The sequence below is a fragment of the Pseudomonas sp. D1-1 genome (genome assembly GCF_051132225.1).
In the GTDB taxonomy this organism is placed as follows: domain Bacteria; phylum Pseudomonadota; class Gammaproteobacteria; order Pseudomonadales; family Pseudomonadaceae; genus Aquipseudomonas.
The window spans coordinates 3,097,310-3,122,460 of sequence record NZ_CP071676.1; the positions used below are offsets into that span (position 1 = coordinate 3,097,310).

Annotated in this window: 23 protein-coding genes; 13 read left to right on the top strand and 10 right to left on the bottom strand. The window is 63.0% G+C overall.

Annotated elements, in window-relative coordinates; translation table 11 throughout:
• The first annotated feature begins 333 nt into the window (after positions 1-333).
• The 4 genes from J3P86_RS13945 to phnE are packed head-to-tail and all read left to right on the top strand — an operon-like array spanning position 334 to position 3,564.
• Complete coding sequence (locus J3P86_RS13945; RefSeq protein WP_434698197.1) at positions 334-1,185, top strand: putative selenate ABC transporter substrate-binding protein; 852 nt, start codon at positions 334-336, stop codon at positions 1,183-1,185.
• Positions 1,182-1,979 carry a phosphonate ABC transporter ATP-binding protein gene (locus J3P86_RS13950; protein WP_434698198.1) on the top strand — a complete coding sequence of 266 codons (798 nt, stop codon included), beginning with the start codon at positions 1,182-1,184 and terminating at the stop codon, positions 1,977-1,979. The genes J3P86_RS13945 and J3P86_RS13950 overlap by 4 nt, the downstream gene beginning before the upstream one ends.
• Complete coding sequence (locus J3P86_RS13955; protein ID WP_434671960.1) at positions 1,973-2,800, top strand: PhnE/PtxC family ABC transporter permease; 828 nt, start codon at positions 1,973-1,975, stop codon at positions 2,798-2,800. Before J3P86_RS13950 ends, J3P86_RS13955 begins: the two co-directional genes overlap by 7 nt.
• A complete protein-coding gene (gene phnE / locus J3P86_RS13960; protein ID WP_434698199.1) occupies positions 2,797-3,564 on the top strand; it encodes a phosphonate ABC transporter, permease protein PhnE in 768 nt (255 codons plus the stop codon). The genes J3P86_RS13955 and phnE overlap by 4 nt, the downstream gene beginning before the upstream one ends.
• A gap of 18 nt (positions 3,565-3,582) precedes the next feature.
• On the opposite strand, the gene J3P86_RS13965 is transcribed toward phnE, so the two are convergent.
• Complete coding sequence (locus J3P86_RS13965) at positions 3,583-4,824, bottom strand: OprD family porin (protein ID WP_434698200.1); 1,242 nt, start codon at positions 4,822-4,824, stop codon at positions 3,583-3,585.
• Positions 4,825-5,212: 388 nt separating this feature from the next.
• Here J3P86_RS13965 and J3P86_RS13970 point away from each other — a divergent pair, with 388 nt between their 5' ends.
• The 6 genes from J3P86_RS13970 (at position 5,213) to J3P86_RS13995 (ending at position 10,981) form a co-directional block, all read left to right on the top strand.
• Positions 5,213-6,016 carry a putative hydro-lyase gene (locus J3P86_RS13970; RefSeq protein WP_434698201.1) on the top strand — a complete coding sequence of 268 codons (804 nt, stop codon included), beginning with the start codon at positions 5,213-5,215 and terminating at the stop codon, positions 6,014-6,016.
• A gap of 24 nt (positions 6,017-6,040) precedes the next feature.
• Positions 6,041-6,589 (top strand): hypothetical protein, encoded by a 549-nt coding sequence (locus tag J3P86_RS13975; protein WP_434631005.1) that lies wholly within the window; start codon positions 6,041-6,043, stop codon positions 6,587-6,589.
• Positions 6,590-6,648: 59 nt separating this feature from the next.
• Entirely contained in the window at positions 6,649-7,590 is a 942-nt protein-coding gene (locus tag J3P86_RS13980) for a LysR family transcriptional regulator (protein ID WP_434698202.1), read from the top strand.
• A gap of 288 nt (positions 7,591-7,878) precedes the next feature.
• The gene (locus J3P86_RS13985) at positions 7,879-8,586 is read left to right on the top strand and encodes an HPP family protein (RefSeq protein WP_434698203.1); all 708 of its coding nucleotides are present in this window, start codon (positions 7,879-7,881) and stop codon (positions 8,584-8,586) included.
• A gap of 134 nt (positions 8,587-8,720) precedes the next feature.
• The gene (locus J3P86_RS13990) at positions 8,721-9,827 is read left to right on the top strand and encodes an enoyl-CoA hydratase/isomerase family protein (protein WP_434698204.1); all 1,107 of its coding nucleotides are present in this window, start codon (positions 8,721-8,723) and stop codon (positions 9,825-9,827) included.
• Between the two features lie 2 nt (positions 9,828-9,829).
• Complete coding sequence (locus tag J3P86_RS13995) at positions 9,830-10,981, top strand: acyl-CoA dehydrogenase family protein (RefSeq protein WP_434698205.1); 1,152 nt, start codon at positions 9,830-9,832, stop codon at positions 10,979-10,981.
• A gap of 213 nt (positions 10,982-11,194) precedes the next feature.
• Here the strand turns inward: J3P86_RS13995 and J3P86_RS14000 are convergent, their stop codons facing one another.
• The 7 genes from J3P86_RS14000 to pssA all read right to left on the bottom strand — a co-directional run bounded on the left by J3P86_RS14000 (position 11,195) and on the right by pssA (position 19,383).
• On the bottom strand, positions 11,195-11,968 hold the full coding sequence (locus tag J3P86_RS14000; RefSeq protein WP_434698206.1) for an enoyl-CoA hydratase: 774 nt from the start codon (positions 11,966-11,968) through the stop codon (positions 11,195-11,197).
• A gap of 13 nt (positions 11,969-11,981) precedes the next feature.
• Positions 11,982-13,109, bottom strand: a complete 1,128-nt coding sequence (locus J3P86_RS14005) for an acyl-CoA dehydrogenase (protein WP_434698207.1) — start codon at positions 13,107-13,109, stop codon at positions 11,982-11,984.
• A 9-nt stretch (positions 13,110-13,118) separates the two neighbouring features.
• Positions 13,119-14,306, bottom strand: a complete 1,188-nt coding sequence (locus J3P86_RS14010) for an acetyl-CoA C-acyltransferase (RefSeq protein WP_434698208.1) — start codon at positions 14,304-14,306, stop codon at positions 13,119-13,121.
• 11 nt (positions 14,307-14,317) lie between these two features.
• Positions 14,318-15,079 (bottom strand): SDR family NAD(P)-dependent oxidoreductase, encoded by a 762-nt coding sequence (locus J3P86_RS14015; protein ID WP_434698209.1) that lies wholly within the window; start codon positions 15,077-15,079, stop codon positions 14,318-14,320.
• 16 nt (positions 15,080-15,095) lie between these two features.
• Complete coding sequence (locus J3P86_RS14020; protein ID WP_434698210.1) at positions 15,096-16,760, bottom strand: AMP-binding protein; 1,665 nt, start codon at positions 16,758-16,760, stop codon at positions 15,096-15,098.
• A 251-nt stretch (positions 16,761-17,011) separates the two neighbouring features.
• A complete protein-coding gene (locus J3P86_RS14025) occupies positions 17,012-18,028 on the bottom strand; it encodes an AraC family transcriptional regulator (RefSeq protein ID WP_434568361.1) in 1,017 nt (338 codons plus the stop codon).
• Between the two features lie 11 nt (positions 18,029-18,039).
• The gene (gene pssA, locus J3P86_RS14030; protein WP_434698211.1) at positions 18,040-19,383 is read right to left on the bottom strand and encodes a CDP-diacylglycerol--serine O-phosphatidyltransferase; all 1,344 of its coding nucleotides are present in this window, start codon (positions 19,381-19,383) and stop codon (positions 18,040-18,042) included.
• Positions 19,384-19,507: 124 nt separating this feature from the next.
• Here pssA and J3P86_RS14035 point away from each other — a divergent pair, with 124 nt between their 5' ends.
• Positions 19,508-20,074, top strand: coding sequence for a TetR/AcrR family transcriptional regulator (locus J3P86_RS14035; protein WP_434657821.1), 567 nt, complete (start codon positions 19,508-19,510; stop codon positions 20,072-20,074).
• 92 nt (positions 20,075-20,166) lie between these two features.
• A complete protein-coding gene (locus J3P86_RS14040) occupies positions 20,167-20,646 on the top strand; it encodes a DUF1348 family protein (RefSeq protein WP_434630968.1) in 480 nt (159 codons plus the stop codon).
• Between the two features lie 114 nt (positions 20,647-20,760).
• Here the strand turns inward: J3P86_RS14040 and J3P86_RS14045 are convergent, their stop codons facing one another.
• The gene (locus J3P86_RS14045) at positions 20,761-21,831 is read right to left on the bottom strand and encodes a M42 family metallopeptidase (protein WP_434698212.1); all 1,071 of its coding nucleotides are present in this window, start codon (positions 21,829-21,831) and stop codon (positions 20,761-20,763) included.
• 248 nt (positions 21,832-22,079) lie between these two features.
• On the opposite strand from J3P86_RS14045, the gene J3P86_RS14050 reads away from it, so the two are divergent.
• Entirely contained in the window at positions 22,080-22,481 is a 402-nt protein-coding gene (locus J3P86_RS14050; protein WP_434568356.1) for a hypothetical protein, read from the top strand.
• A gap of 181 nt (positions 22,482-22,662) precedes the next feature.
• Here J3P86_RS14050 and J3P86_RS14055 read toward each other — a convergent pair whose 3' ends face one another.
• Positions 22,663-25,086, bottom strand: coding sequence for a TonB-dependent siderophore receptor (locus J3P86_RS14055; protein WP_434698213.1), 2,424 nt, complete (start codon positions 25,084-25,086; stop codon positions 22,663-22,665).
• Between the last annotated feature and the right edge of the window lie 65 nt (positions 25,087-25,151).

The window sequence follows — 25,151 nt, forward strand, 5'->3', positions numbered from 1 at the left end:
TTGCTCCCGCTCGGCTGCGAAGCAGTCGTAAAGCGCCGGGTGCGGTGTGTCTGATACTCCGATCTGGCAGGTTTTGGGGCCGCTTCGCGGCCCAACGGGAGCAAGCTCCCTCGCCACGGGTTTGTCGATTGCCTTGGTCGAACAGCATTACGCTTGCATCGCGGCGTTGACCTTGTAGCATCCCGGCATCGAAACGGGCCAGGATTTACCTGGTCGGCAGAAACGATCAAGATTGCACCTGTTCGTCTACCCTCACAATGCGCCAGGCCAACGCGGCTCCTCAACGCGTGCCCGGCGCTTGACACTCACGCCCTACATGCACCGGAGATTTACATGCTCAAGCGTACCCTGGCACTGGCCGTCGGTTTGACCCTGTCCCTGAGCTCCCTTCTGACGCAGGCGGCCGACACCTTGAAGGTCAGCGCGATCCCCGATGAAGCGCCGACCGAACTGCTGCGCAAGTTCAAGCCGCTGGGGGCGTACCTGGAGCAGAAAATCGGCATGAAAGTCGAGTTCGTACCGGTGAGCGATTACCCCGCCGTGGTCGAGGCGCTGGCCACCGACCGGATCGACCTGGCCTGGCTGGGCGGTTTCACCTTCGTGCAGGCCCGCCTGAAGACGGGTAACGCCATTCCGCTGGTGCAGCGCGAACAGGATGCCCAGTTCACCAGTAAATTCATCACCGCCGACCCTGCAGTCACATCCCTGGCCGACCTCAAGGGCAAAAGCTTTGCCTTCGGTTCGATCTCTTCCACCTCGGGCAGCCTGATGCCGCGTTATTTCATGCTCAAGGACGGCATCAAGCCGGAAACCTATTTCAGCCGCGTCGGCTACTCGGGCGCCCATGATGCGACGGCGGCCTGGGTCCAGGCGGGCAAGGTCGATGCCGGCGTGCTCAACGCCAGCGTCTGGGACAAACTGGTGGCGGCCGGCAAGGTCGACACTAGCAAGGTCAAGGTGTTCGCGACTACCCCGGCCTACTTCGATTACAACTGGACCGTGCGCGGCACGCTCGACCCGGCGCTGGCGGCGAAGATCAAGGCGGCGTTCCTGGACCTCGATCCGGCGAACCCGAAGGACAAGGAAATCCTTGATCTGCAGGCCGCCAGCCGCTTCATCGAGACCAAGCCCGAGAACTACAAAGGCATCGAAGAAGCCGCACGCGCCGCCGAACTGCTGAAATGACATTACGTCTGACCCGAGCCAGCGTCATCCACGCCAACGGTGCGCAGGCGCTGCGTGGCGTGGATCTGCACATTGGCGCGGGGGAACGGGTCGCCATCATCGGCCCGTCCGGCGCGGGCAAGTCGAGCCTGCTCAATGTGCTCGCAACCGCCCTGCGGCCGGGCGCTGGCGAGGTGCAGGTACTGGGCGAGCCAGTCTGGCAATTGTCCGCGCGCCGGCGGCAGCGTCTGCGCGCACGCATCGGCCTGGTCCACCAGGCGCCTCCCCTGCCGCCGCGCCTACGGGTGGTCACCGCAGTGCTGGCCGGCAAGCTCGGCCAGTGGAGCCTGGGCAAGAGCCTGCTGAACCTGCTGCACCCGCTGGACATTCCCGGGGCTCGGGCGGCGTTGGCCCGGCTGGACCTGGGCGACAAGCTGTTCGCGCAATGCCAGCAGTTGTCCGGCGGGCAGCTGCAACGTGTCGGCATTGCCCGCGTGTTGTACCAGGCGCCCGAGGTATTGCTTGCGGACGAGCCGGTATCGGCGATGGACCCGGTGTTGGCCGAGCACACACTTGCGGTGCTCTGCCAGCATGCCCGGGAGCACCGCGTGACCCTGGTCACCAGCCTGCACGCGGTGGAGCTGGCGCTGGCGCATTTTTCCCGGATCATCGGTCTGCGTGACGGACAGATTCTGTTCGACTTGCCGACCGAAGCGGTCGACCGCCAACTGCTCGACACGCTTTATGCCAACGAGCAATTGGAGTCCATGTCGAGCCCTCCACTCCCTACGAGCGTGCAGATTCCGCGATGCTGAAGCGTGACGCCCGGGACCCCGCCAGCCGCCCTCGCCTGCTCCTGACCCTGTTGGCCCTGGCCCTGCTGTGGCCGGGCATTCGGTTCAGCGAGGTCGACCTCGGCGTGCTGCTGGCCAGCGACAGCCAGAGTGAGATGGGCCGGTTCGTCGCGGCGTTCTGGCCACCGGCCCATGACGAAACGTTTGTCGACCTGCTACTGCAAGCCACCCTGCAGACGTTGGCGATTGCCACCGCCGGCATGGCCCTGGCGCTGCTGGTGGCGGTCCCCGCGAGCCTGCTGGCCAGTCGCGCATTGTCGTTGTCGGCCGCCTACCGCTCCGGCAGGCCTGGCAATCTCGGTCAATGGTTGCGTTGGCCAATACGCGGCCTGTTGATCTTCCTGCGCAGCGTGCCGGAAATCGTCTGGGCCTTGCTCTTCGTGCGCGCTGTCGGCCTGGGTCCGACGGCCGGGGTGCTGGCCATCGCCATCACGTACAGCGGCATGCTGGGCAAGGTCTATGCGGAAATCTTCGAATCGGTCGACCAGCGCCCGGCACACGCATTGATGCAGGCCGGCAGCGGCCGGCTCGCGGCGTTCTGCTACGGGATCCTGCCCAACGTCGCCGCCGAGCTGCTGTCGTACACCGTGTACCGCTGGGAATGCGCCATCCGCGCGTCAGTGGTGATGGGTTTTGTCGGCGCGGGTGGCCTGGGCCAGCAGATGGACCTGTCGTTGCGCATGTTCGCCGGCGGTGAAGTGGCCAGCCTGTTGCTGACCTTCCTGGTGCTGGTGATGTTCGCCGATCAGCTCAGCCGCCTGCTGCGCTGGAGACTGGCATGAGTCGGCTGTTCAACGCGCTATTGCTGCTGTGCATCGGTGCGGCTGTCGTCGCTTCGTTCGGCTATCTGGGCATCGACCTGGGCGCGTTGGGAGACAGTGCGAGCCTCAAGCAGATGACCGCTTATGCGCAACGCTTCCTCAGTCCGGACCTGAGCCCGGCGTACCTCAAGGCGATCGGCCACGGCGCGCTGGAAACCATCGCCATGTCCGCCATCGGCACGTTGCTCGCGGCGGTGTTGGGGCTGGCACTGGCACTGCCGGCCGCCGGGCGCCTTGGCTGGCCGTTGCAAAGCGCCTCGCGCCTGGTGTTGAACGCGTTGCGCGCGGTTCCGGAACTGGTGTGGGCGGCGCTGATGGTGTTTGCCGCCGGGCTCGGCCCCAATGCCGGTACGCTGGCGCTGACCCTGCACACCATCGGCGTGCTCGGCCGGCTATTTGCCGAGGCGCTGGAAAACACCCCCTCGCAACCCGCCGATGCGATCCGTTTGCAAGGTGGCAGCGCGCTCGCGGCTTTCTGCTACGGCACCCTGCCCAACCTGATGCCGCAGCTCCTCGCCTACACCCTCTACCGCTGGGAAAACAATATCCGCATGGCCAGTGTGCTGGGCTTCGTCGGCGCCGGCGGCCTGGGCCAGATGCTCTATGTCAGCCTCAGCCTGTTCCAGGAAGCCCAAGGCAGCACGGTGATCCTGGCCATGCTGTTGCTGGTGTTCATTGTCGATACCCTGAGCAGTTGGAGCCGCCAGCGCTGGGTCAAGGCCTGACGGCTGCCCGGCGCGCCGTCACCACAGCGCCATCGTGTAACTGACGATCAGGCGATTTTCGTCCAGGTCATTGCCAAAGTTCGAGCGCACCGAGGCATTGCGCCATTTGAGCCCCAGCCCCTTCAACGTGCCGTCCTGGATCACGTAGGCGATATCGCTGTTGCGCTCCCATTCCTTGCCTTCACCCGGCGCGCTGCGTTGCACGTTGTCGCCACGGATGTAGCGAGTCATGAACGTCAATCCCGGCACGCCGAGGCCGGCAAAGTTGTAGTCGTAACGGGCCTGCCAGGAGCGCTCGTCGACATTGGCAAAATCACCGATCTGGACGAAGTTGACCAGATACGGATCGCTGCGCGAGATGTAGGGAAATGGGTCGTCGCCGCTCATGCGTTGGTAACCCAGGCCCAGCGCGTGCCCATCGAGGCTATAGGTGAACATCGCGCCGAACGCCTGGTTGTCGATAGCGCGGAAGCTGCCGTCTTCGGTGCTGCGGGCATAACGCACGTCGCTTTTCAATGATTGGCCCGCGCCCAGGTCCAGGCTATGGACCAAGCCCAGGTAGTTCTGTTGGTAGATGTCCTCCAGTTTGCCGTAGCGGTATTGCGCCGTGAGATTCGGCAGGAACTGGTAGTCCGCTCCGGCGAACTGGAAGCGGTCGCTGATGCCTCCAATGCGGTTGGCCGTCATGTCCTGATAGTGGGTGGAATCGACGAAATTGATCTGTGTAAGCTGCCCGGCGGTCAGCTTCAGGCGGTCGACTTCCTGCACGCTCAACAGCCCGCCCTTGAAGGTCCCGGGGAGCAGGCGCGTATCGTTGGAATTGACCACCGGGTCCTTGATTTGCAGGGTGCCCACTTTCAGGGTGCTGTTGGACAAGCGTGCCTTCGCGGTCAGGCCAAGTTCGCCGTAGCGGTCCTGGGAACCCCCGGACGAGTCTGCCGGCAGCAAATTGGTGCCTGCCGTGCCGCCGCCCGAATCCAGTTTGAAACCGGCCATGGCCAACGCATCCAGCCCGAAACCCAAGGTCCCGGCGGTGTAGCCCGACTCGATGCGCAACAGAAAGCCTTGCGTCCACTCCTCGGCCTTGTCCCGCGCGCCCTCCTGCCGAAAATCGCGGTTGAAATAGAAGTTGCGGGCTTCCAGGCTGGCTTTGCTGTCGCTGATGAAATCGGCGTGAGCACTCGACGCGCTCATCAGACCGAGGCCGAGCAAAGTGCCCACGGGTTTACGGTTGAAGTGATTAGCGATGAAACGGTACATGGCGTGCTCCTTTTTTATGGGCGCGAGTGTTCCCGTCGGGGACGGCTGGCGCGCCTCGCTTATTGTTTGGGGCAGTGTCTTGGAACGACGTCCTCAGCTGTCTGCCCAGGCAAAACTGGTCCTCGTGGCGAGGGAGCTCGATTGCTCAAGCGAACAACATTGACGTCGAGGCAGATTCTTCCCACCGGCGCCGGACAGCGTCAAACGGGAAAAAAGTCGGCTCGGGCATAAGAAAATCTGATGCATGGCGGGTCGCAATTGATCTGACTTCGCTGCCTCGACCGTCGGATAACTTTTTGTTGTCAGGGGGTACCAGTTTTCCTTGTTGGACGCCGTCGTCCGGGGCTTCTACAAAGGAGCTCTAACAAAAAACCAATGGAGATCTCAGATGCCGCCGTCCGCCCTGACATTCGAACAACTGCAGCAGTGTTCACCCCAGGCCCTGCGCCAGAACATCGCGGCCGGTCGCTACCACGGCCACACCAGCGGCCTGGGCCAGGGCCGGGTGCAAGCCAACATCGTGATCCTGCCGGGTGACTGGGCCGACGAATTCCTGCGCTACTGCACGCTCAACCGCCAGGCGTGTCCGGTGCTGGACGTGAGCGAACCGGGGGATCCGTTCCTGCGCAACCTCGGCGCGCCCATCGATATCCGCCACGAAGTACCGCGCTATCGGGTCTTTCGTCACGGCGAGTTGAGCGAAGAGCCGATGGACATCGAACACCTGTGGCAGGACGACATGGTGACCTTCGCCCTCGGCTGCTCGTTCTCGTTCGAGCAACCCTTGCTGGAGGCCGGTATACGCCTGAGGCACATTGACCTGGGGCGCAACGTTGCCATGTTCCGCACCAACATCGACACGCGCCCCACCGCGCGCCTGTCTGGCAAAATGGTCGTGAGCATGCGCCCGATGAAGGCCGCCGCGGCGATCCAGGCGATCCAGATCACCGGACGCATGCCCAGCGTCCATGGCGCCCCGGTCCACATCGGTGATCCGTCGCTGATCGGCATTGATTCCCTGGACAGGCCGGACTATGGCGACGCGGTGCCGGTGGAAGCCGACGAGGTCCCGGTGTTCTGGGCCTGTGGCGTGACGCCGCAATCGGTGGTGCAGGCTTCGCGACCGCCGCTGTGCATCACCCACGCACCGGGTTGTATGCTGGTGACCGACGTTTTGAACAGCGCGTTGTGATACCCGACCTGAAATGGAGATCTGATGAACAGCCCGCAGCGATCAATCGAACATTACATCCGCGCCAAGGACGGCAACCGCCCTCACCTGCTGGACCAGGCCTTCATCCAGGGCGCAGTCCTGAACATGGTGGTCCGCACCGGCTCCATCGCCTTCCCGGAGCATGTCGAAGGTCGTGGCGCGATGGGTGACGTGCTGGTGAGCCGGTTCAACCAGGCGTTCGAAAACGTCTACACGTTCTGCCTGGGCAGCCCTCCTCACGCCAACGTGCGCACCTACGAGTGCAAATGGTTGGTCGCGATGTCGGACAAACACAACGGTGAGGTCAGGGTCGGTTGTGGCCGCTACGACTGGCGATTCAGCGCCGAGTCCGGGCTGTCCGAGGGGCTCACGATAACCATCGAACACATGAAGACCCTGCCGCCAGCCGAGCTTACGGAAGTCATGGCCTGGGTGTCGGGTCTGGAATATCCGTGGTGCGACGCCGCTGCGGTCCTCGGCGAGGTGCCGGATTCAAGGGCGCTTGAAGACGTGGTCCAATACCTCTCGTCCAGGAATTGCAGGACCGGTTGATCACCGGCGCTCCCGGACAATCCAATACCTTGCCCCGCCCGTTTCAGGAGCCGCCGCCCATGAATATCAAGTTTCTGGAAACCTTCGTCTGGGTCGCCCGCCTGAAGAGCTTTCGCCTCACGGCGGAAAAGCTGTTCACCACCCAGGCGTCGATTTCCAGCCGGATTGCAGCTCTGGAAGACGAGTTGGGCGTGCGTCTGTTCGTGCGTGATTCCAAGGGCGTGTCATTGACTTCCGAAGGCCAGCGGGTGCTGGAGTACGCCGAGCGCATCATGGACACCATGCACAGCATGAAAGCCGTGATCAAGGACCCGCGCCAGGTACGCGGGCGGATTCGCATCGGCGCGATGGACACGGTGATCCATACCTGGCTCAGCCCGTTGGTCACGCGCCTGATGGAATGCTACCCGGCGCTGGAAATCGAATTGTCGGCCGACACCGCGAGCAACCTGTGCACGCAACTGGAGAAAGGCTACCAGGACATCATTTTCCAGACCGACATCCTGCGCCTCGACAGCGTGCGCAATGCGCTCCTGACGCGTTATCCGATGCACTGGGTGGTGCGCAGCGGCTCATCCTTTGACCGCCACTACGCATCGCTGGACGAACTGTCCCAGGAGCGCATCGTGACCTTCTCGCGCAACTCCCGGCCCCACCAGGACCTCCTGAACATGCTGCACTCGGCCAATATCGTCTCGCCGCGGATCAATTGCGTGAACTCCGCCTCGGCGATCACCCGCCTGGTTCGTGACGGCTTTGGTATCGGCGCCATGCCGGCGGCGCTGGTGGTAGGCGAATTGAACCAGGGCAGCTTGACGCTGGTGGACGGCGTGCCGTTGCCGTCGGTGATGGACATCGTCGCCAGTTGGCGGACCGGCGCCGGCATGGAGCGGGTCGAAGACATCGTCAGCCTGACGCGGGAAGTGGTGGACGACTACGTGGGGCAACTGCCGGCGCCGTACCGGTTGGTGGCAAGCGAGGCCCCGGCGAACTGTCAGTGAACTGCAACATCCCGGGCACCGGCGACATCCTGCGAGCGCGCATCCCGATGGGCCGGGGGCAATCCTGCGAATTACCCATCGCGCAGCGGGCGTGGCCGCGAGCCAGAAGTGCTTGAACGCATAGCTTCAAAATAAATGCACTCAACCAGCATTAATATGAATTTGTAAGCTGGGTTGGCGAGCGGCACACTGTGCGCTGTTCCTCCCCCAACTGTTGGAACACTTAAAGGGCTTTCAGGGATTCTCCCGTAAGCCCCTTTTTTTGTTCGTTTTTTGGATGTTTGCTTGATGTTTGCTCGCTGGTTCCCCGCTGCTATCAATACCCGCCCCACCGAATGGAGTCGCGCCGCCATCGGCATGGCCCTTGGAACAATGTTCAGTGTCTGGCTCTGTGGCCAGGTATTCGGTCTTGAAGTGGCGCAACACCTGATCGGCCCGCTCGGCGCCTCGGCCGTGCTGTTGTTTGCGGTGTCATCGGGTGCCCTGGCCCAGCCCTGGTCGATCTTCGGTGGTTATCTGTGCGCGTCGGTCGTGGCGTTGCTGGTCGCCCATGTGCTCGGCCGCACGCTGGGTAGCGCATGCCTGGCGGCCGGCATGGCGCTGGTGCTGATGTGCTGGCTGCGTTGCCTGCATCCACCGGCCGGCGCCCTGGCGGCGACGCTGGTGCTGGCGGACGCATCCATCGTCGCCCTCGACTGGCAGGCGCTTGGCGCCGCCATGCTGGCCGGCTCCGGCCTGCTCGTCTTCGCGCTGGCCTACAACAACTTCACGCGGGTGCGCTATCCCAAGCGAGCCAGCGAGCCGGCAGCGGTGATTCCCGCCGACCATCCCCCCATCGATCGCCAGGCGATCACCGCCGAAGACTTGAAACTTGCGCTTGAGGAAATGGAAGCATTCTTCGACGTAACCCCCGAAGATCTCGAACAATTGATCCACGCAAGCGAGCGGCATGCCAAGCGTCGCAGCATCACGGAGGTGCTGTCGGGTCGCGGCTGAGCCTGTGGCTGCTATAAATATGCAGACAGGACCTGCACGTATCCCGGTTGTGCAATGCAAATTTGCGCTGTTACGATCCCGACCGGGTACGCGCTTAAAAATTTATAAAGAACAATAAAAGCAGGGAGTTAGCGATGACAGTTCAGGTTTCATCCCAAGCTGCGGGCAGCATCGAAACCGCGCCCTACGAGGTGTTGGTCGACGTTCGCAACCACATCGGCCACCTGACCCTGAACCGCCCCGCCGGCCTGAATGCCCTGACCCTGGGCATGGTGCGCAGCTTGCAGCAGCAACTCGATAGCTGGGCCACCGATTCGCAGATCCGCGCCGTTGTCTTGCGCGGTGCCGGCGACAAGGCGTTTTGTGCGGGCGGCGATATCCGCTCGCTGTACGACAGCCACAAGCAGGGCGACACCCTGCACGAAGACTTCTTCGTCGAGGAATATGCACTCGACCTGACCATCCACCATTACCGCAAACCGATCCTCGCCTTGATGGACGGCTTCGTGCTGGGCGGCGGCATGGGTCTGGTGCAAGGCGCCGATCTGCGGGTGGTGACCGAGCGTAGCCGACTGGGCATGCCCGAGGTCGGCATTGGCTATTTCCCGGATGTCGGCGGCAGCTATTTCCTGCCGCGCATTCCCGGTGAACTGGGTATCTACCTGGGCGTCAGCGGGGTGCAGATCCGCGCTGCCGACGCGCTGTACTGCGGGCTGGCCGACTGGTATCTCGACAGCCAGAAAATCACCCAGCTCGATGAACGTCTCGACCGCCTGGACTGGCGCGATTCACCGCTCAAGGACCTGCAAAGCCTGCTGGCGAAAATGGCGGTCCAACAGTTGCCTGCCCCGCCCCTGGCCGACTTGCGGCCGGTGATCGATCATTTCTTCGCCCTGCCGGATGTACCAAGCATGGTCGAGCAGTTGCGCCAGGTCACGGTCGCCAACAGCCACGAATGGGCGCTGAAGACCGCCGAGCTGCTGGAAACCCGCTCACCCCTGGCGATGGCGGTGACCCTCGAAATGCTGCGACGCGGCCGGCACCTGAGCCTGGAAGACTGTTTTGCCCTGGAGCTGCACCTGGACCGGCAATGGTTCACGCGCGGCGACCTGATCGAAGGCGTACGTGCCCTGCTGATCGATAAAGACAAGAACCCACGCTGGAACCCACCGACCCTGGAGGCGCTGGACGCCGACCATGTGGCGAGTTTTTTCGACGGCTTCGACTACCACGGGAACTGAATATGCACGACCTTGAGCTGACCGAGGAACAAGTGATGATCCGCGACATGGCCCGTGATTTCGCCCGCGGTGAAATCGCGCCCCACGCCCAGGCCTGGGAAAAAGCCGGCTGGATCGACGATGGGCTGGTGGCAAAAATGGGCGAGCTGGGCCTGCTGGGCATGGTGGTGCCCGAGGAATGGGGCGGTACCTATGTCGACTACGTGGCCTATGCCCTGGCGGTGGAGGAAATCTCGGCAGGTGACGGTGCTACTGGAGCACTGATGAGCATCCACAACTCCGTAGGTTGCGGGCCGGTGCTGAATTTCGGCAGCGATGAGCAGAAACAGACCTGGCTGGCGGATCTCGCCAGCGGCCAGGCCATCGGCTGCTTCTGCCTGACCGAACCACAGGCCGGCTCCGAGGCGCACAACCTGCGTACGCGGGCGGAACTGAAAGATGGTCAATGGGTAATCAACGGCGCGAAGCAGTTCGTCAGCAATGGCAAGCGCGCCAAGCTGGCGATCGTGTTTGCCGTGACGGATGCGGACCTTGGCAAAAAAGGCATTTCGGCGTTCCTGGTGCCCACCGACACGCCCGGTTTCATCGTTGACCGCACCGAACACAAGATGGGCATTCGTGCCTCGGACACCTGTGCCGTCACGCTGAGCAACTGCACCATTCCTGAAGCCAACCTGCTGGGCGCACGGGGCAAGGGCCTGGCCATCGCCCTGTCCAACCTCGAAGGCGGGCGCATCGGCATCGCCGCCCAGGCCCTGGGCATCGCCCGTGCGGCATTCGAAGCGGCCCTGGCCTATTCCCGGGATCGGGTGCAGTTCGACAAACCGATCATCGAACACCAGAGCATCGCCAATCTGCTGGCCGACATGCACACCCGCCTGAACGCCGCTCGCCTGCTGATCCTGCATGCCGCGCGGCTGCGCAGCGCCGGCAAGCCATGCCTGTCGGAAGCATCGCAAGCCAAGCTGTTCGCCTCGGAAATGGCCGAGAAGGTCTGCTCCTCGGCGATTCAGATCCATGGCGGCTATGGCTATCTTGAGGATTACCCGGTGGAGCGCTATTACCGCGACGCGCGGATCACCCAGATCTACGAAGGGTCGAGCGAGATTCAGCGGATGGTGATTGCTCGGGAGCTCAGGCACTACCTGGTGTAACGCCAAAAGCTTCGCGAGCAAGCTCGCTCCCACAGGGCTCAGGGGAAGCGTCAGCCTGGAGACCATCCCCTGTGGCGAGGGAGCTTGCTCCCGCTGGCCTGCGAAGCGGGCCCCTGCATTTCTCCAGGTGAATCGCATTGACCGGTTTTGCGACTGCTGCGCAGCCGAGCGGGAGCAAGCTCCCTCGCCACGGGGGATCGGTTCAACGTCGCATTACTTGTCTTGAAACTCCGCCGCGCGTTTGGCCACGAACGCCGCCATGCCTTCTTTCTGATCCAGCGTGGCGAACGCCGCGTGGAATACCCGGCGTTCAAAACGCACACCCTCGGACAGGCTGACTTCAAAGGCTCGGTTGACGCTCTCCTTGATCATCATGCTGATGGGCACCGATTTGGAGGCGATCAAGGCCGCGGTTTTGAGGGCTTCGTCCAGCAACTCGTCAGCCGGAACGATGCGCGCCACGATGCCGCAACGCTCGGCTTCCACCGCATCGATGAAACGTCCGGTCAGGCACATTTCCATGGCCTTGGCCTTGCCCACCGCACGGGTCAGGCGTTGGGTGCCGCCCATGCCCGGCAGCACGCCGAGATTGATTTCCGGCTGGCCGAACCTGGCGTTGTCACCGGCCAGGATGAAGTCGCACATCAGGGCCAGTTCGCAGCCGCCGCCCAAGGCAAAACCGTTCACCGCCGCGATGATCGGCTTGCGGCGATTGGCAACCCGGTCGCTGTCGCTGAACAGATCGTCCAGGTAGATCTGCGGATAGGTCAGTTCGGCCATCTCCTTGATATCGGCGCCGGCGGCAAAGGCTTTTTTCGAGCCGGTCAGGACGATGCAGCCGATCTTCGGATCCGCCTCCAGGCGATCCAGTGCCTGGTTCAGCTCGCTGACGATCTGCGCATTCAGGGCGTTCAGCGCCTGGGGACGGTTGAGAGTGATCAGGCCAACACGGTCCTTGATCTCCAATAAAATCGTTTCGTAGCTCATGCGGGACTCCTGTTCAAAGGTTGCGCGAAATGACCATGCGCTGAATGTCGCTGGTGCCTTCGTAGATCTGACAGACCCGCACGTCGCGGTAGATGCGCTCCAGCGGGAAATCGTTGAGGTAACCGTAGCCACCGAGGGTTTGCAAGGCCATGGAACAGACCTTCTCGGCCATTTCCGAGGCGAACAGCTTGGCCATGGACGCTTCTACCAGCGCCGGCTGGCCGGCATCGCGCAGCGCGGCGGCGTAGTGCACCATCTGCCGCGCCACGGCGATCTGGGTCGCCATGTCGGCCAGGCGGAACGCCACGGCCTGATGCTCGATGATCGGCTTGCCGAAGCTCTGCCGTTCACGGGCATAGTCGCGAGCGGCTTCGAACGCCGCGCGGGCCATGCCCACCGACTGCGCCGCGATGCCGACTCGCCCGCCTTCGAGGTTCGCCAGGGCGATCCTGTAGCCGTCACCCTCCTCACCGAGACGATTGGCCACCGGCACCTTCACATCCTCGAAAAGGATCTGGCAGGTATCGGAAGCATGCTGGCCGAGTTTGTCCTCGACCCGCGCGACGCTGTAGCCCGGCGAATCGGTGGGCACGATGAACGCACTGATGCCACGCTTGCCGGCGCTCGGATCGGTGACGGCAAACACGATCACCACCCCGGCGTTCTGCCCGGACGTGATGAACTGTTTGCACCCGTTGAGCACGTAATGATCGCCCTCCAGCCGCGCCCGCATCTTCAGGCTGCTGGCGTCGGAGCCAGCCTGGGGCTCGGTCAGGGCAAAAGCGCCGAGCATCGCGCCACTGGCCAGCGGCGTGAGGAAACGGGCCTTTTGCTCGTCGGTGCCGAACTTGAGGATCGGCACGCAGCCCACCGAGTTGTGCACGCTCATGATGGTGGAGCAGGCACCGTCGCCGGCAGCGATTTCCTCCAGGGTCATCGCATAGGCCAGGTAACCGGTGTCACAGCCGCCCCACTGCTCCGGCACCAGCATGCCGAAAAAGCCCAGTTCGGCCATTTCAGCGATGGCCTCCTTGGGGAAGCGGTGCTCACGGTCCCATTCGGCGGCGAACGGCTTCAGGCGCTCCTGGGCGAATTGCCGGGCCATGTCGCGGATCTGGGTCTGTTCTTCAGTCGCAAGCATTGTGATTCCTCAGTACAGGCATTCGACGGCCATGGCGGTGGCTTCGCCGCCGCCGATGCAGATCGCCGCGACGCCGCGCTTGAGGCCTTTCTGGCGCAGGGCCGAGAGCAGCGTCACGAGGATTCGCGCGCCGGATGCGCCGATCGGGTGGCCAAGGGCACAGGCGCCGCCGTGGACGTTGACCTTGTCGTGGGGAATTTCCAGCTTGTCCATGGTCACCAGGCCGACCACGGCGAAAGCTTCGTTGACTTCGAACAGATCGACCTCGTCCAGCGACCAGCCGGTCTTGCTCATCAGTTTTTTCACCGCACCAATCGGTGCCGTGGGAAACAGGCCCGGGGCGTCGGCGAACGCGGCGTGGCCGTGAATCACCGCCAGCGGTTTCAGACCGCGCTGCTGCGCCTGGCTCTGGCGCATCAGCACCAGGGCGGCGGCGCCATCGGAAATCGAGCTGGCGTTGGCCGCCGTCACCGTACCACCGTCGCGGAACGCCGGCTTGAGCGTGGCGATCTTGTCGATCCGCGCCTTGGGCGGCTGCTCGTCGTGACGGATGGTGACCTGTTCCTTGCCGACCATGACCTGCACCGGCACGATCTCGGCGTCAAAGCTGCCATCCTTGATCGCCTGCTGGGCACGGGTGGTGGACGCGATGGCGAAGGCATCCTGAGCTTCACGGCTGTAGCCGTTGGTCTCGGCGCAGTCTTCGGCAAAAGTGCCCATCAGGCGGCCCTTGTCGTAGGCGTCTTCGAGGCCGTCGAGGAACATATGGTCAAGCACCTTGCCATGGCCCATGCGCAAGCCGCTGCGGGCACGATCGAGCAGGTACGGCGCGTTGGACATGCTTTCCATTCCGCCAGCCATCACCACCTCGGCGCTGCCGGCGACGAGCATGTCGTGGGCGAGGATTGCCGCTTCCATGCCTGAACCGCACATCTTGTTGAGCGTGGTGCAGCGGGTCGATTTGTCGAGCCCGGCGCCCAGCGCCGCCTGGCGTGCCGGTGCCTGGCCCTGGCCTGCGGCAAGCACGCAACCGAACAGCACTTCTTCAACCGTCTGTGGCGAAATGCCGGCCCGCTCCACGGCGGCCTTGATGGCGGCGGAACCCAGCTGCGGCGCGCTGAGGCTTTTCAGTTCGCCCTGGAAGCCGCCCATCGGGGTGCGGACGGCGCTGACAATGACAATCGGATCGTTGGACATGACAAATCCTCCTATTTGGCGGCCATGCGCAAGGCGCCGTCGAGACGGATCACCTCGCCGTTGAGCATGCTGTTTTCAATGATATGCCGGACCAGCGCGGCGTACTCGGCGGGTTTGCCCAGGCGCGGCGGGAACGGCACGCCGGCGGCCAGGGAGTCACGTACTTCCGGCGTCATGCCGGCCATCATCGGGGTTTCGAAGATCCCTGGCGCGATGGTCATTACGCGGATACCGAAGCGCGCCAGTTCACGGGCGGCTGGCAGGGTCAGGCTGGCAATCGCGCCCTTGGACGCCGCGTAGGCGGCCTGGCCGATCTGACCGTCGAAAGCTGCTACCGAGGCGGTATTGATGATCACCCCGCGTTCGCCGTCGGCATTGGCCTCGGTTTCGGCGATGGCCGCTGCAGCCAAGCGCAGCAGGTTGAAGCTGCCGATCAGGTTGACGTTGATCACCTGGCTGAAGCTTTCGAGTGCGTGCGGGCCGTTCTTGCCGAGGATCTTCTCGCCGCGCACGATACCGGCGCAATTGACCAGACCGTTCAAGCCGCCGAACGCATCCACCGTGGCCTTGACTGCCGCTTCTGCGGCCGCTTCGTTACTGATGTCGGCGACCACGCTCCGGCAACCGAGCTTTTGCGCCTGGGCGGCCACCGCATCGGCGTTGAGGTCGACCAGCATCACCTTGGTGCCGGCCTTGACGAGCATTTCGCCGGTGGCCGCGCCGAGGCCGGAAGCACCGCCGCTGACGAGGAAAATCTTGTTGTCGATCTGCATCATGGTTTCCTTGGATTCAAGCTGAAACGTTCTGCGCCACGGCCTCTTGAGCCTTGGCGATCTCCTGGTTGCGCAAGATAAAGCGCTGCAACTTACCGCTGGGGGTCTTCGGCAAGTCGCTGACAAATTCGATTTCACGGGGGTACGCATGGGCCGCCAGGCGCTTGCGCACATGCTGGCGCAATTCTTCGGCCAGCTCCGGCGCTGCGCGGTACTGAGCGCTGAGCACCACAAAAGCTTTCACCAGCTCGGTGCGCTCAGGGTCGGGTTTGCCGATGACCGCGGCTTCCACCACGGCCGGGTGCTCGATCAGCGCGCTTTCCACGTCGAACGGGCCAACGCGATAGCCGGACGTGGTGATCACGTCATCGCTGCGGCCGACGAAGCTGATGCTGCCGTCGGGGTTGGATTCGACGGTATCGCCACTCAAGTAATAATCGCCGACGAACGCCTTGGTCGGCCCGCCTTCGTAACCGGCGAACCAGCACATCGGCGACTGGCTGCGATCGACGGCAAGAATGCCTGGCTGCCCTACCCCCAACTCCCGTTGATTTTCATCCAGCACCACGATGCGGTGGCCCGGCGAGGCAAAACCGGCCGCGCCCAAATGCACCGGGTGGTCGAGGCCGTGGTGGTTGCACAGCACCATGCCCAGCTCGGTCTGGCCGTAATGGTCATGGATCACCACGTTCAGGTTCTCGGCAAACCAGCGGATCACTTCCGGGTTCAGCGGCTCGCCGGCGCTGCTGACGATGCGCAGCTTGCCCTGGATCGAGCGGGCGAACTGCTCGCCGCCAGCGATCAGCAAACGGTAGGCCGTTGGTGAGCCCGCCAGGTTGCTGATGCCGTATTTGTTGATCACCCGGCAGGTGCTTTCCAACGTGAAGGGGCCATCGTAGAAAGTGATCGGATGCCCAAGCGCCAGAGGCCCGGTCACGCCGAAATAGATGCCGTAGGCCCAGCCCGGGTCAGCGACGTTCCAGAACGCGTCTTCGGGGCGCAAGTCCACGGCGTCACGCATGTAGCTCTGGAATGCGACGATGGCCTTGAGCGGAACCGACAGTGCCTTGGCCGGCCCGGTGGTGCCTGAGGTGAACATCAGCAGGAACGGATCTTCGCCGGTCAGCATCAGCGGTTCGCACTGGTCGGAATGGTTGGCCAGTTCGGCCCAGAAACTGTAGTCGCCGCGGACGATGCCCTGGCCCTTCGCCCCGCCGACCGTAACGATGGTGGGGCACCCGAGCACTTCGTTGAGCTTGGGCCGGTTGTTGGCGTCGGTGACCACCACACGCGCGCCGGAACTGCCGAGGCGGTGCTCGATGGCCTTGGGTCCGAATGCGGTGAACAGGGGCTGGTAGACCGCGCCGATACGCCAGGTGGCGAGCACCACGATCAGCAGTTCGGCATTGCGCGGCAGCAGGCCGGCGACCTTGTCACCCTTGCCAACACCTTGGGCGCGCAGGAAGTTGGCGAAACGCGCCGCGTTGTCCTGCAGGCCACGGTAAGTCCACGTCGCATCGCTGCCGTCACGCCCCTCCCAGAACAAGGCAATGCGCCCCGGCAAGGCATGCCGGTCGCAACATTCCACGCAGGCGTTGAGCGCCTCGAGCGAACCGTGCAAAGCGGCATTGGCGGTGTGCAGGTAATCGAACTGCGACGTGGCGGACGAATAATCGCGCATGACCAGAATCCCTCTGTACTTTTTATTGGTGGGGGAACCGTGAATAGCAGGGAAATACTCGCGCCGAAGGGGCTGCGGGGCAATGGTCAAAGCTTTCAAGTTGCTTGACTGGTTTGGCCATGGTTCGGGGGATGTGTTGTCAGTGAGGTCCTCTTCGGGAGCAGGCTCGCTCCCACATGGGACAGCCAATATTCCAATGTGGGAGCGAGCCTGCTCGCGAAGACGGCAGCCCATTCAACAACAAATCCGGATCAGTCAGCCTCGTTGAGAATCAGGCTGCGATAGTGCCCGGGATTGGACCCGGACCACTTGCGAAACGCCTTGTAGAACGAGCTGGCATCGGCAAAACCCAGCCGCGCGGCGATCTCGACGAAGCTGATGGAGGGTTCGGCCAGCCAGGCGATCGCCAGCTCCTTGCGCACACTGTCTTTCAGGCCCTGGTAAGTCTGGCCCTCATCCGCCAGGCGGCGGCGCAGGGTCGATGCGGAAACGCAGAGTTGTTGCGCCAGGGCCTCGGTTTCCGGCCACTGCTCGGCGGGCAGCTGGCGCAGATCATGGCGGATACGGCTGGCGAGGCTTTGCGGGTCGCGGTATTTGACCAGGATGTTCGCCGGGGCCTGGGCCAGAAAGCGCTTGAGCTCCTCCGGACTGCGGCGGATGGGCAGGTCCAGGCAGTCGGCGGAGAAGATCATCCGCGTACGGGGCCGGTCGAAGCGCAGGTTCTGCGAGAACATCACGCGGTAGTCATCGCAGAAATCCGGCGCCGGGCAACGCAACTCGACGGACAGGATTGGAATGCGCCGCCCGGCGAGCCAGCAGGCCACGCCATGGACGATCATCCAATAGGTGAAATAGGTAAAGGCCCGGCGCGGGTCCTGGTCGTCTTCGAGCAGGACGATTTCCGCCAGGCTTTGCTGGCGAACCCACTGCGCCGGCAGGTGTTCAAGCATCAAGGAGAGGAAACCCAGACCCGCCGTCAACCCGGTCGCCAACGTCGGCTGGGCCATGGCGCACTGGCACAGGAAGGCCAGGCTGCCGGACTTGAGCTTGCGCGGGTCCATGCCGAAGAACTCGTCATCCAGCCGCCTTGCCAGCAGGCGCCAGAGTCGCGCATAGGCGTGGGCCGGCACGCGCGCCTGGGGCTCGTCGAGCCATGCAGGGTCGATACCGACCTTGCTCAGGACTTCTTCGGTAGCGGCTCCAGGGGCGCAGCTTTGCAGCAGCGCCTCGCGCACCAGCTGGATGGAGATGGTGTCTTTTTCCGACATGGCGCGGCGGTTCACAGGATCCGGTAAAGCAGTCGCTCTATTCGCACCCGGCTGACCCGTTTCAGGAACTTGCTCACCGCGGCGGGATAGTCCGGCAGGGTCTCCAGGTCCAGGTAGCGTTCGATCCGCCGGGTGTGTTGATAGATCCGCTCCAGCTCAGCCTGCCGCGGCCCCAGCAACTCCCCTTTGGGATCGTCGAGCAACAGGGCGTTTTCCAGATCCAGGCGAAACGCCCGCGGGTTGAGGTTGTTGCCGGTGAGCAAGGTGTAGCGCTCGTCGACCCACATGCCTTTGAGGTGGTAGGTGTTATCGCCGTCGCGCCACAAACGCAGGTTCAACTGGCCGCTGTCGATGTAGCGCTGATGCCGCTTGGCGAAGCGGCGCAGGCTGATCTCGTACAGATAGGGCAACGCCGCAATGATCTTGAACGGCTCGCTGGGCGGGATATAAAAATCGTTGGCGGTCTTGTCGCCGACGATGATGTCGATCCGTACCCCGCGCGCCAGGGCACGGTTGATGTCCCGGGTCACGGCCAGCGGCAGGTTGAAATAGGGCGTGCAGATGGTCAGTTGCTGACGGCTGCTGGCGATCAGCTCGCTGATCGCCTTGCTCAGCGGATTATTCTTGCCGACGCCCAGCAGCGGGCTCACCGACAGGCCGTCTTTATCGAGGCTGCCGGCGGTAGTGTCATAGGTTGCATATTTGAGGCGGCTGCGCAGGTCGCCGATGTCCTTGCGCAAGCTGCGGGTGCTGGGCAGGTTCGGCAGGTCAAGGCGATGCACCGCCCTGGATGCGATCAGGCCATGTTGCACCAGATGATGCATCGAGTCGGCCAGCGCGCTGTTCTGTAGCAGGTGATATCGGTCGTAGCGGTATTTGTCGAACTTGTGCAGGTAGACGTTGTTCAGGCTCGCGCCGCTGTAGAGCACACAATCATCGATCACAAATCCTTTCAAGTGCAGCACGCCGAACAGCTCGCGAGTCTGCACCGGCACGCCGTAGATCGGCACTTCGCTGTCATGGACGCGGGTCTGCTGCTGGTACCACGCCGAGTTGCCCGGCTGCTTCTTGGCGCCGATCAGGCCGCGCTGGGCCCGTAGCCAGTCCACCACCACGGCGATGTCCAGCTCGGGGCGCGCGGCTTTGGCGGCATGCAAGGCATCAAGGATTTCCTGGCCGGCCTCGTCCTCTTGCAAGTAGAGCGCGACGATGTAGATGCGCTGGGTCGCCTGGGCAATTTTCTCCAGCAGGCAACGGCGAAACTCGGCGGCGCCGTCGAGGATGGTCACAGCCTCGGCGGTGAGTGGAAAGCTGCGCAGCTTGGGCAGCAGGGAGCGTTTGAAAAGCGACGGCATAGGGCTCGCAAAAGGTCGAATCCGAAGAACGGATGAGCTTACACCATGACGCGCGGGTTTGGGCCTCCCCTTCGCGACGAAAAAACAATTGACCAAGGAGAACGATCGTTCTACTGTTCGAGACATGAACGAAATCACTAGCAATGAAACACGCGACATCATCCTCGATGTCGCCGAAAAGTTGATCTACAAAAGTGGCATCGCCGCCACCGGCATGGACCTTTTGGTGAAAACCGCCGGCGTCTCGAGGAAAAGCATCTACCGCTACTTCGCCAACAAGGAGGACCTGGTTGTCGCCGCCCTCAAGCGCCGCGATGAACGCTGGATGCACTGGTTCTGCAGCGAAGTGGACAAGGCGCCGACGCCGCTCGCGCGGTTGCTGAACCTGTTTCCGGTGCTCAAGGGCTGGTTCGACAGCGAAGGTTTTCGCGGTTGCGCCTTCATCAACACCAGCGGCGAAACCGGCGACCCGCAGGACCCGGTCCGCCAGGTTGCAAAGATGCACAAACAGAAGCTGCTCGACTATGTAACCCGCCTGTGCAGCGATCAAGGCATCGAGCAACCGCAAGTGCTGGCGGGGAAGCTGCTTATCCTGATCGATGGGGCCATCACCGTTGCACTGGTCATGGGCGATCACAATGCAGCCGATCAGGCACAGCACGTTCTGAAAACCCTGCTGGCTATCGAATAAGCAACACGCGTATCGCAAGACCGTCGTTGAGACAGACTGCCGTTGAGACAGGCAATAGTGCAATTCATCATTCATTTATCGGGAGCTTAACCATGTCGTCCTCTGCTGAAGTTCGCCCGCCGCTGCCGCCGTTCACCCGTGAAACAGCGATCGAGAAAGTTCGCCTGGCCGAAGACGGCTGGAACTCTCGTGATCCGCAGAAGGTATCGTTGGCCTACACCCTCGACACCCAGTGGCGTAACCGCGCCGAGTTCGTCCATAGCCGGGAAGAAGCCAAGGCCTTCCTGGCCCGCAAATGGGCCAAGGAGCTGGACTACCGGCTGATCAAGGAACTCTGGGCGTTCACCGACAACCGCATCGCCGTGCGTTATGCCTATGAATGGCACGACGACTCAGGCAACTGGTTCCGCTCCTACGGCAACGAAAACTGGGAGTTCGACGAGAATGGCTTGATGTTCAATCGCTACGCCTGCATCAACGACCTGCCGATCAAGGAAAGCGAGCGTAAATTCCATTGGCCGCTGGGTCGTCGTCCGGATGATCATCCGGGGCTGTCCGAATTGGGGCTGTAACACAAGCCCCTGTGGGAGCGAGCTTGCTCGCGATGGGATGGCACAGTCGATATTTCCGTTGGCTGACCCACCGCTATCGCGAGCAAGCTCGCTCCCACATTGGCAAATGGCGTGTCAGTCGTGGCCGCGATCCAGCAGGAATTCCAGCAACGTTACCGCGCAGGCCTCGATACTTCCTTCCAGAATCAGCTCGTAACCGTGGGTGTTTTCAGTCGGAATGGCGATGCAGCCACCCTGGGCCGACATGCCGCTGCTCATGATTGCGCTGGCGTCACTGGCAAAATCCACCAGCAGCGCGAACTGAGGCGTCAACCCGCGACGTTTGCCGGCCTGGTACAGCTGGTCGACGATCTCGCGGTTGTAGCAACCGTTTTTATCGCCAGTGTTGATGATCGGATCGACGCTCAGTCGGGTAGCGTACTCGGAAATGATCGGGCCCACCTCAACCGCTACCGTGGCATCCCCCGGCAGATGGCTGGCGGCATAAAGCGCTCCGGCATTGGACTCTTCCTCTTGCGTGGTGAAGACGAGATAAACGTCGTTTGCCAGTTCTTCGCGGCGCTCAGCCAATAACCTTGCGGCTTGCAATGTCGCGACCATCGGCGCGCGGTCGTCGAGGAAATGCGCCGCGATGGCATCGCCGACCCGGAACGGACGTCGCCAATGCTGACTCAGCACTACCCGGGTACCGGGCCGCACGCCGTGCGTTTGCAGTTGCTCACCGGAGCACCGGGTGATCACATGGACATCGCCCCAATTGACGCTCCCCGACAGCACATCGGCGCCCTGATGGGTTTCACCGGTGCTGTGCATCGATCCGAACGACAGTACGCCGGGAATGAAATCCCGGTCGCCGAGAATGTCCACTGGGCACACCCCGAAATTGATCGGATTGGCGCCGCCCAGGGCCACCACGCGCAATGTGCCGTCCGGCTCGATGCGTTTGACCAGCATGGCGATTTCGTCCAGGTGCGCCATGATCCGGATGGGCTGGTTCGCCTCGCCGCTCGGGTGTGTGCCCTTGATCAGGCCGATGACATTACCGGCCGGGTCGACCCGGGTCTCGTCGCAATGCGGCCGCAGTTCCCGCAGGCAGATGTCGCGCACTTCATGCTCCTGCCCGCCGGGCCCACGGGCCATCAGCAATTCTTCCAGCAGCGGTAAGGTGGACGGATCGGGTTGCATACGATGGGTTCTCCTTTTTCCAGGAGCGGCCCAGCTATCGGAGCGAGCCGCGACGTGTTTGTCTTCTTGAGCCCGCGCGGTGCTGAAAAATTTGATCGGATTGCGGCAAAACAGACGAGCGGCCCCTATCCGGACGCGGACAAGCGGCCCCTGTGGAGGGTTGACCAGCGCGCCGCGAGGCATCACATTGCCGGGGTCGTCCCTACGCCCAAAGGCGGTTTTGTTGTGTCGCAGAACTTGTGGAGCCCATGACCGCGTCGATGCCGATCCGTCCCCCCTGCCCGCCCGGCGTCTGTGATTGCGGGCGTGATGCGTTGCTGCAAACGCCAGGCAGCGATTTGCGCATCCTTTGCCTGAATCGCCAGGAAGAAAAACGCCTGCTTGAGCGACTGGAAAACATCCAGAGCCTGGACGAGCTTGAACGCTTGCAGCAGCGGCTGTATGAGAACCTCGGCGTACGGGTGACCATCGAGCCGGGTTACAACGAAGTGCGGACCATGCGCGGCATTGCTATCGAATTCCAGGAGCAGCCAGGCCTGTGCCGCAAGATCCGCCAGTCGATTCCGGCGGCGATCCGTCGGGGGTTGGAGAAACGCCCTGAAATCGCCTGGCGGCTGCTGGATGCCCACGACTTGTTTCGCGACGGCTGATATCGTTTTTTAAAATGCCAATGCATCCCCTGTGGGAGCGAGCCTGCTCGCGAAAGCGGTGGCACAGTCAATAAGATGTTGAATGTACCGGCCTCTTCGCGAGCAGGCTCGCTCCCACAGTTGGATTGGGCGACCAGAATTTCATGGCTGATCGCTCCCACAGGATAAACAGCAGCTCCGGTCAGAAATCGACAGTCGCCGACACCAGGTAAGTGCGCGGCGTCGCCAGGGTCAGCCCCGGCTCGCTGTCGTCCGAAGCCCCGGCCGAACTCCAATAGCGCTTGTCCGCCACGTTCTCGATATTGGCGCGCAAGGTGATGTGCTTGTCATCGACCTTGAAGGCATACCGCGCACCAACGTCGAACCGCTCCCAGGAATCGATTTCCTTGGTATTGGACGGGTCCAGGTACTGCGAGCTGGAATAGATGCCGCGGCTGGTCAGGGTCAACCCCTGCACAGTCGGCACATCCCATTCGGCGCCCAGGTTGACGTTGTACTCCGGTGTCGCCGGCGCGCGGTTGCCGTCAAACGCAGGGTTGGTGGTGTCGGTCAGTTCGCTGTCGATGTACATCACGCCACCGAGCAGGCGCAATCCCTTGACCGGTTCACCGAATACGCTGACTTCCGCGCCGGTGTTCTCGCGCTTGCCGTTCGGCCCGAAGACGTTGGTCGTGGCGTCGGTGGCATAGGCCGGTTGCTTGATCCGGAACACGGCGGCGGTAACGGCCAGCGCGCCGGCATCGTACTTGGCGCCGACCTCGACCTGGCGGCTGATGAACGGCGGGAAGATTTCATCGCTGTTGTCCGAGGACGTCGGCGCGATCTTGCCCTGGCTCAAGCCTTCCATATAGTTGGCATAGAGGGACAGCTTGTCGGTGGCCTTGAACAGGATGCCGCCCGACGGCGAGACTTTTTCCTCGTCATAGGCGGTGGGACCCTTGATCCCATCGGACCAGTCGTCAACTTCCACCCGCTGCCAGCGGGCGCCCAGGGTCAGCAGCAGGCGGTCATCGAAGAACCCCAGGGTGTCGGACAGCGCCACGCCGCTGAAGTGGTTCTCGGTGTAGACCTTCGGGTCCGGCCGTGTGGGGGTGTTCGGCGTCGGTGTCGGCACCGGGTCATAGAGGTTGCTGCGCCCGTTGGCATAACGGGCGCCGCCGTTCTCGAAATCCATGTAGAAATAACTGGCCGCCAGGTTCAGCTCGTGGCTCACCGGGCCGGTCTGGAACCAGTTGCGCACCCCGGCATTGGCCGTCCGCACATTCTCGTCCCGGGTAAAGTCGCGGGGCGACACGGTGAAATCGCCGGCCGCATTAGTGACCGACACGTTGTGCCGCAGAAAGTCGTGGTTGCTTTTACGCGCCCCGACACCGCCGTAGAGCACGACCGAATCGCTGACGTCGAATTCGCCGTTCACAGCGCCGAAGGTGTCCTCGGTACGCGCCTTGCTCCAATGCTGCGCGTAATTGCGTCGCACATCGCTGGCATGCGGTACCGGCGCGGCGGCGCCGACCTGGACGCGCTCCTGCGGTGCGTCGGTGTCACGCTCGGTGTGGCCTATATCGGTAGAAAGACGCAGGCGCTCGCCACGAAAGTCCAGGCCCAGCACGGCCATCTGGCGATCCACGCGCTGATGATCCCAGTCGGTATCGCCGGCCTGCTTGACGCCGTTGAAGCGCACGCCAAACTGGTTGTCCTCGCCAAAACGGCGGCCGACATCCACGGCAGCGCCGGGCTGGCTGTCGGAGGCATAGCTGCCGGTCAGGGACGTGATCGGCTTGTCGGTGGCCCGCTTGGGCACTACGTTGATCCCGCCGCCGACGCTGCCTCGTGGCGAGATCCCGTTGATCAGTTGGGTCGGGCCCTTGAGGATGTCGACGCGATCGGCCATCTCCATGTCGATTGTATAAGTCGGCAGCACGCCATAAAGGCCGTTGTAGGCCACGTCACTGTTGAACAGGCTCAAGCCACGAATGGTGAATTGCTCATAACGCCCGCCCGCCGGGTTGGTGGCGCGCACCGAGGGGTCGCTGGCGACCAGGTCACCGAGGGTCCGGGCTTGCAGATTCTTGACCGTCTCCCCCGTGTAGGTGGTCATGCTGAACGGCGTTTCCATGAAGTCACGGGAGCCGAGCAAGCCCTGGGATCCACGCCGTGCCACCTGTCCCCCTGCGTAGGGATCGCCTTGCGTCGCGCCGGTGGCGCCGAAAATCGAGGTCGGCGCCAGTTGCAGGCTGCTGCCTTGCGCCGCAGGAGTGAGCATGTAGGCCTGTTCCCCTACTGGCTGCAGCTGCAGGCCAGAACCCTGCAGCAGCCGGGCAAATCCCTCCTCCACGCCAAACTCGCCAGCGAGCCCGGCACTGTTGCGACCGCTCACCAGGGCCGGGTCCACCGAGAGGTTGACGCCAGCCTGGCCGGCGAACCGGGTCAGCGCGGCGCCGAGGCTGCCGGCGGGAACCTGATAGCTGCGCCGGGCGCTTTCCTCGGCCTGGCTGGGCGAGATGAAAAACGCACCGGAGCTCAGGCTCAGCATGAGGCTCAGGTTCAGCAACGGGCGCCAGCCAGCAAGGGCCGGACGAAAACGTAAAGATACTGCTGCGGGCATTGGAGCAACTCTCGTTTTTTGTTCAGTTGCCTTGAATGACAAGCGAGACAAAAAAAGGGGACAGG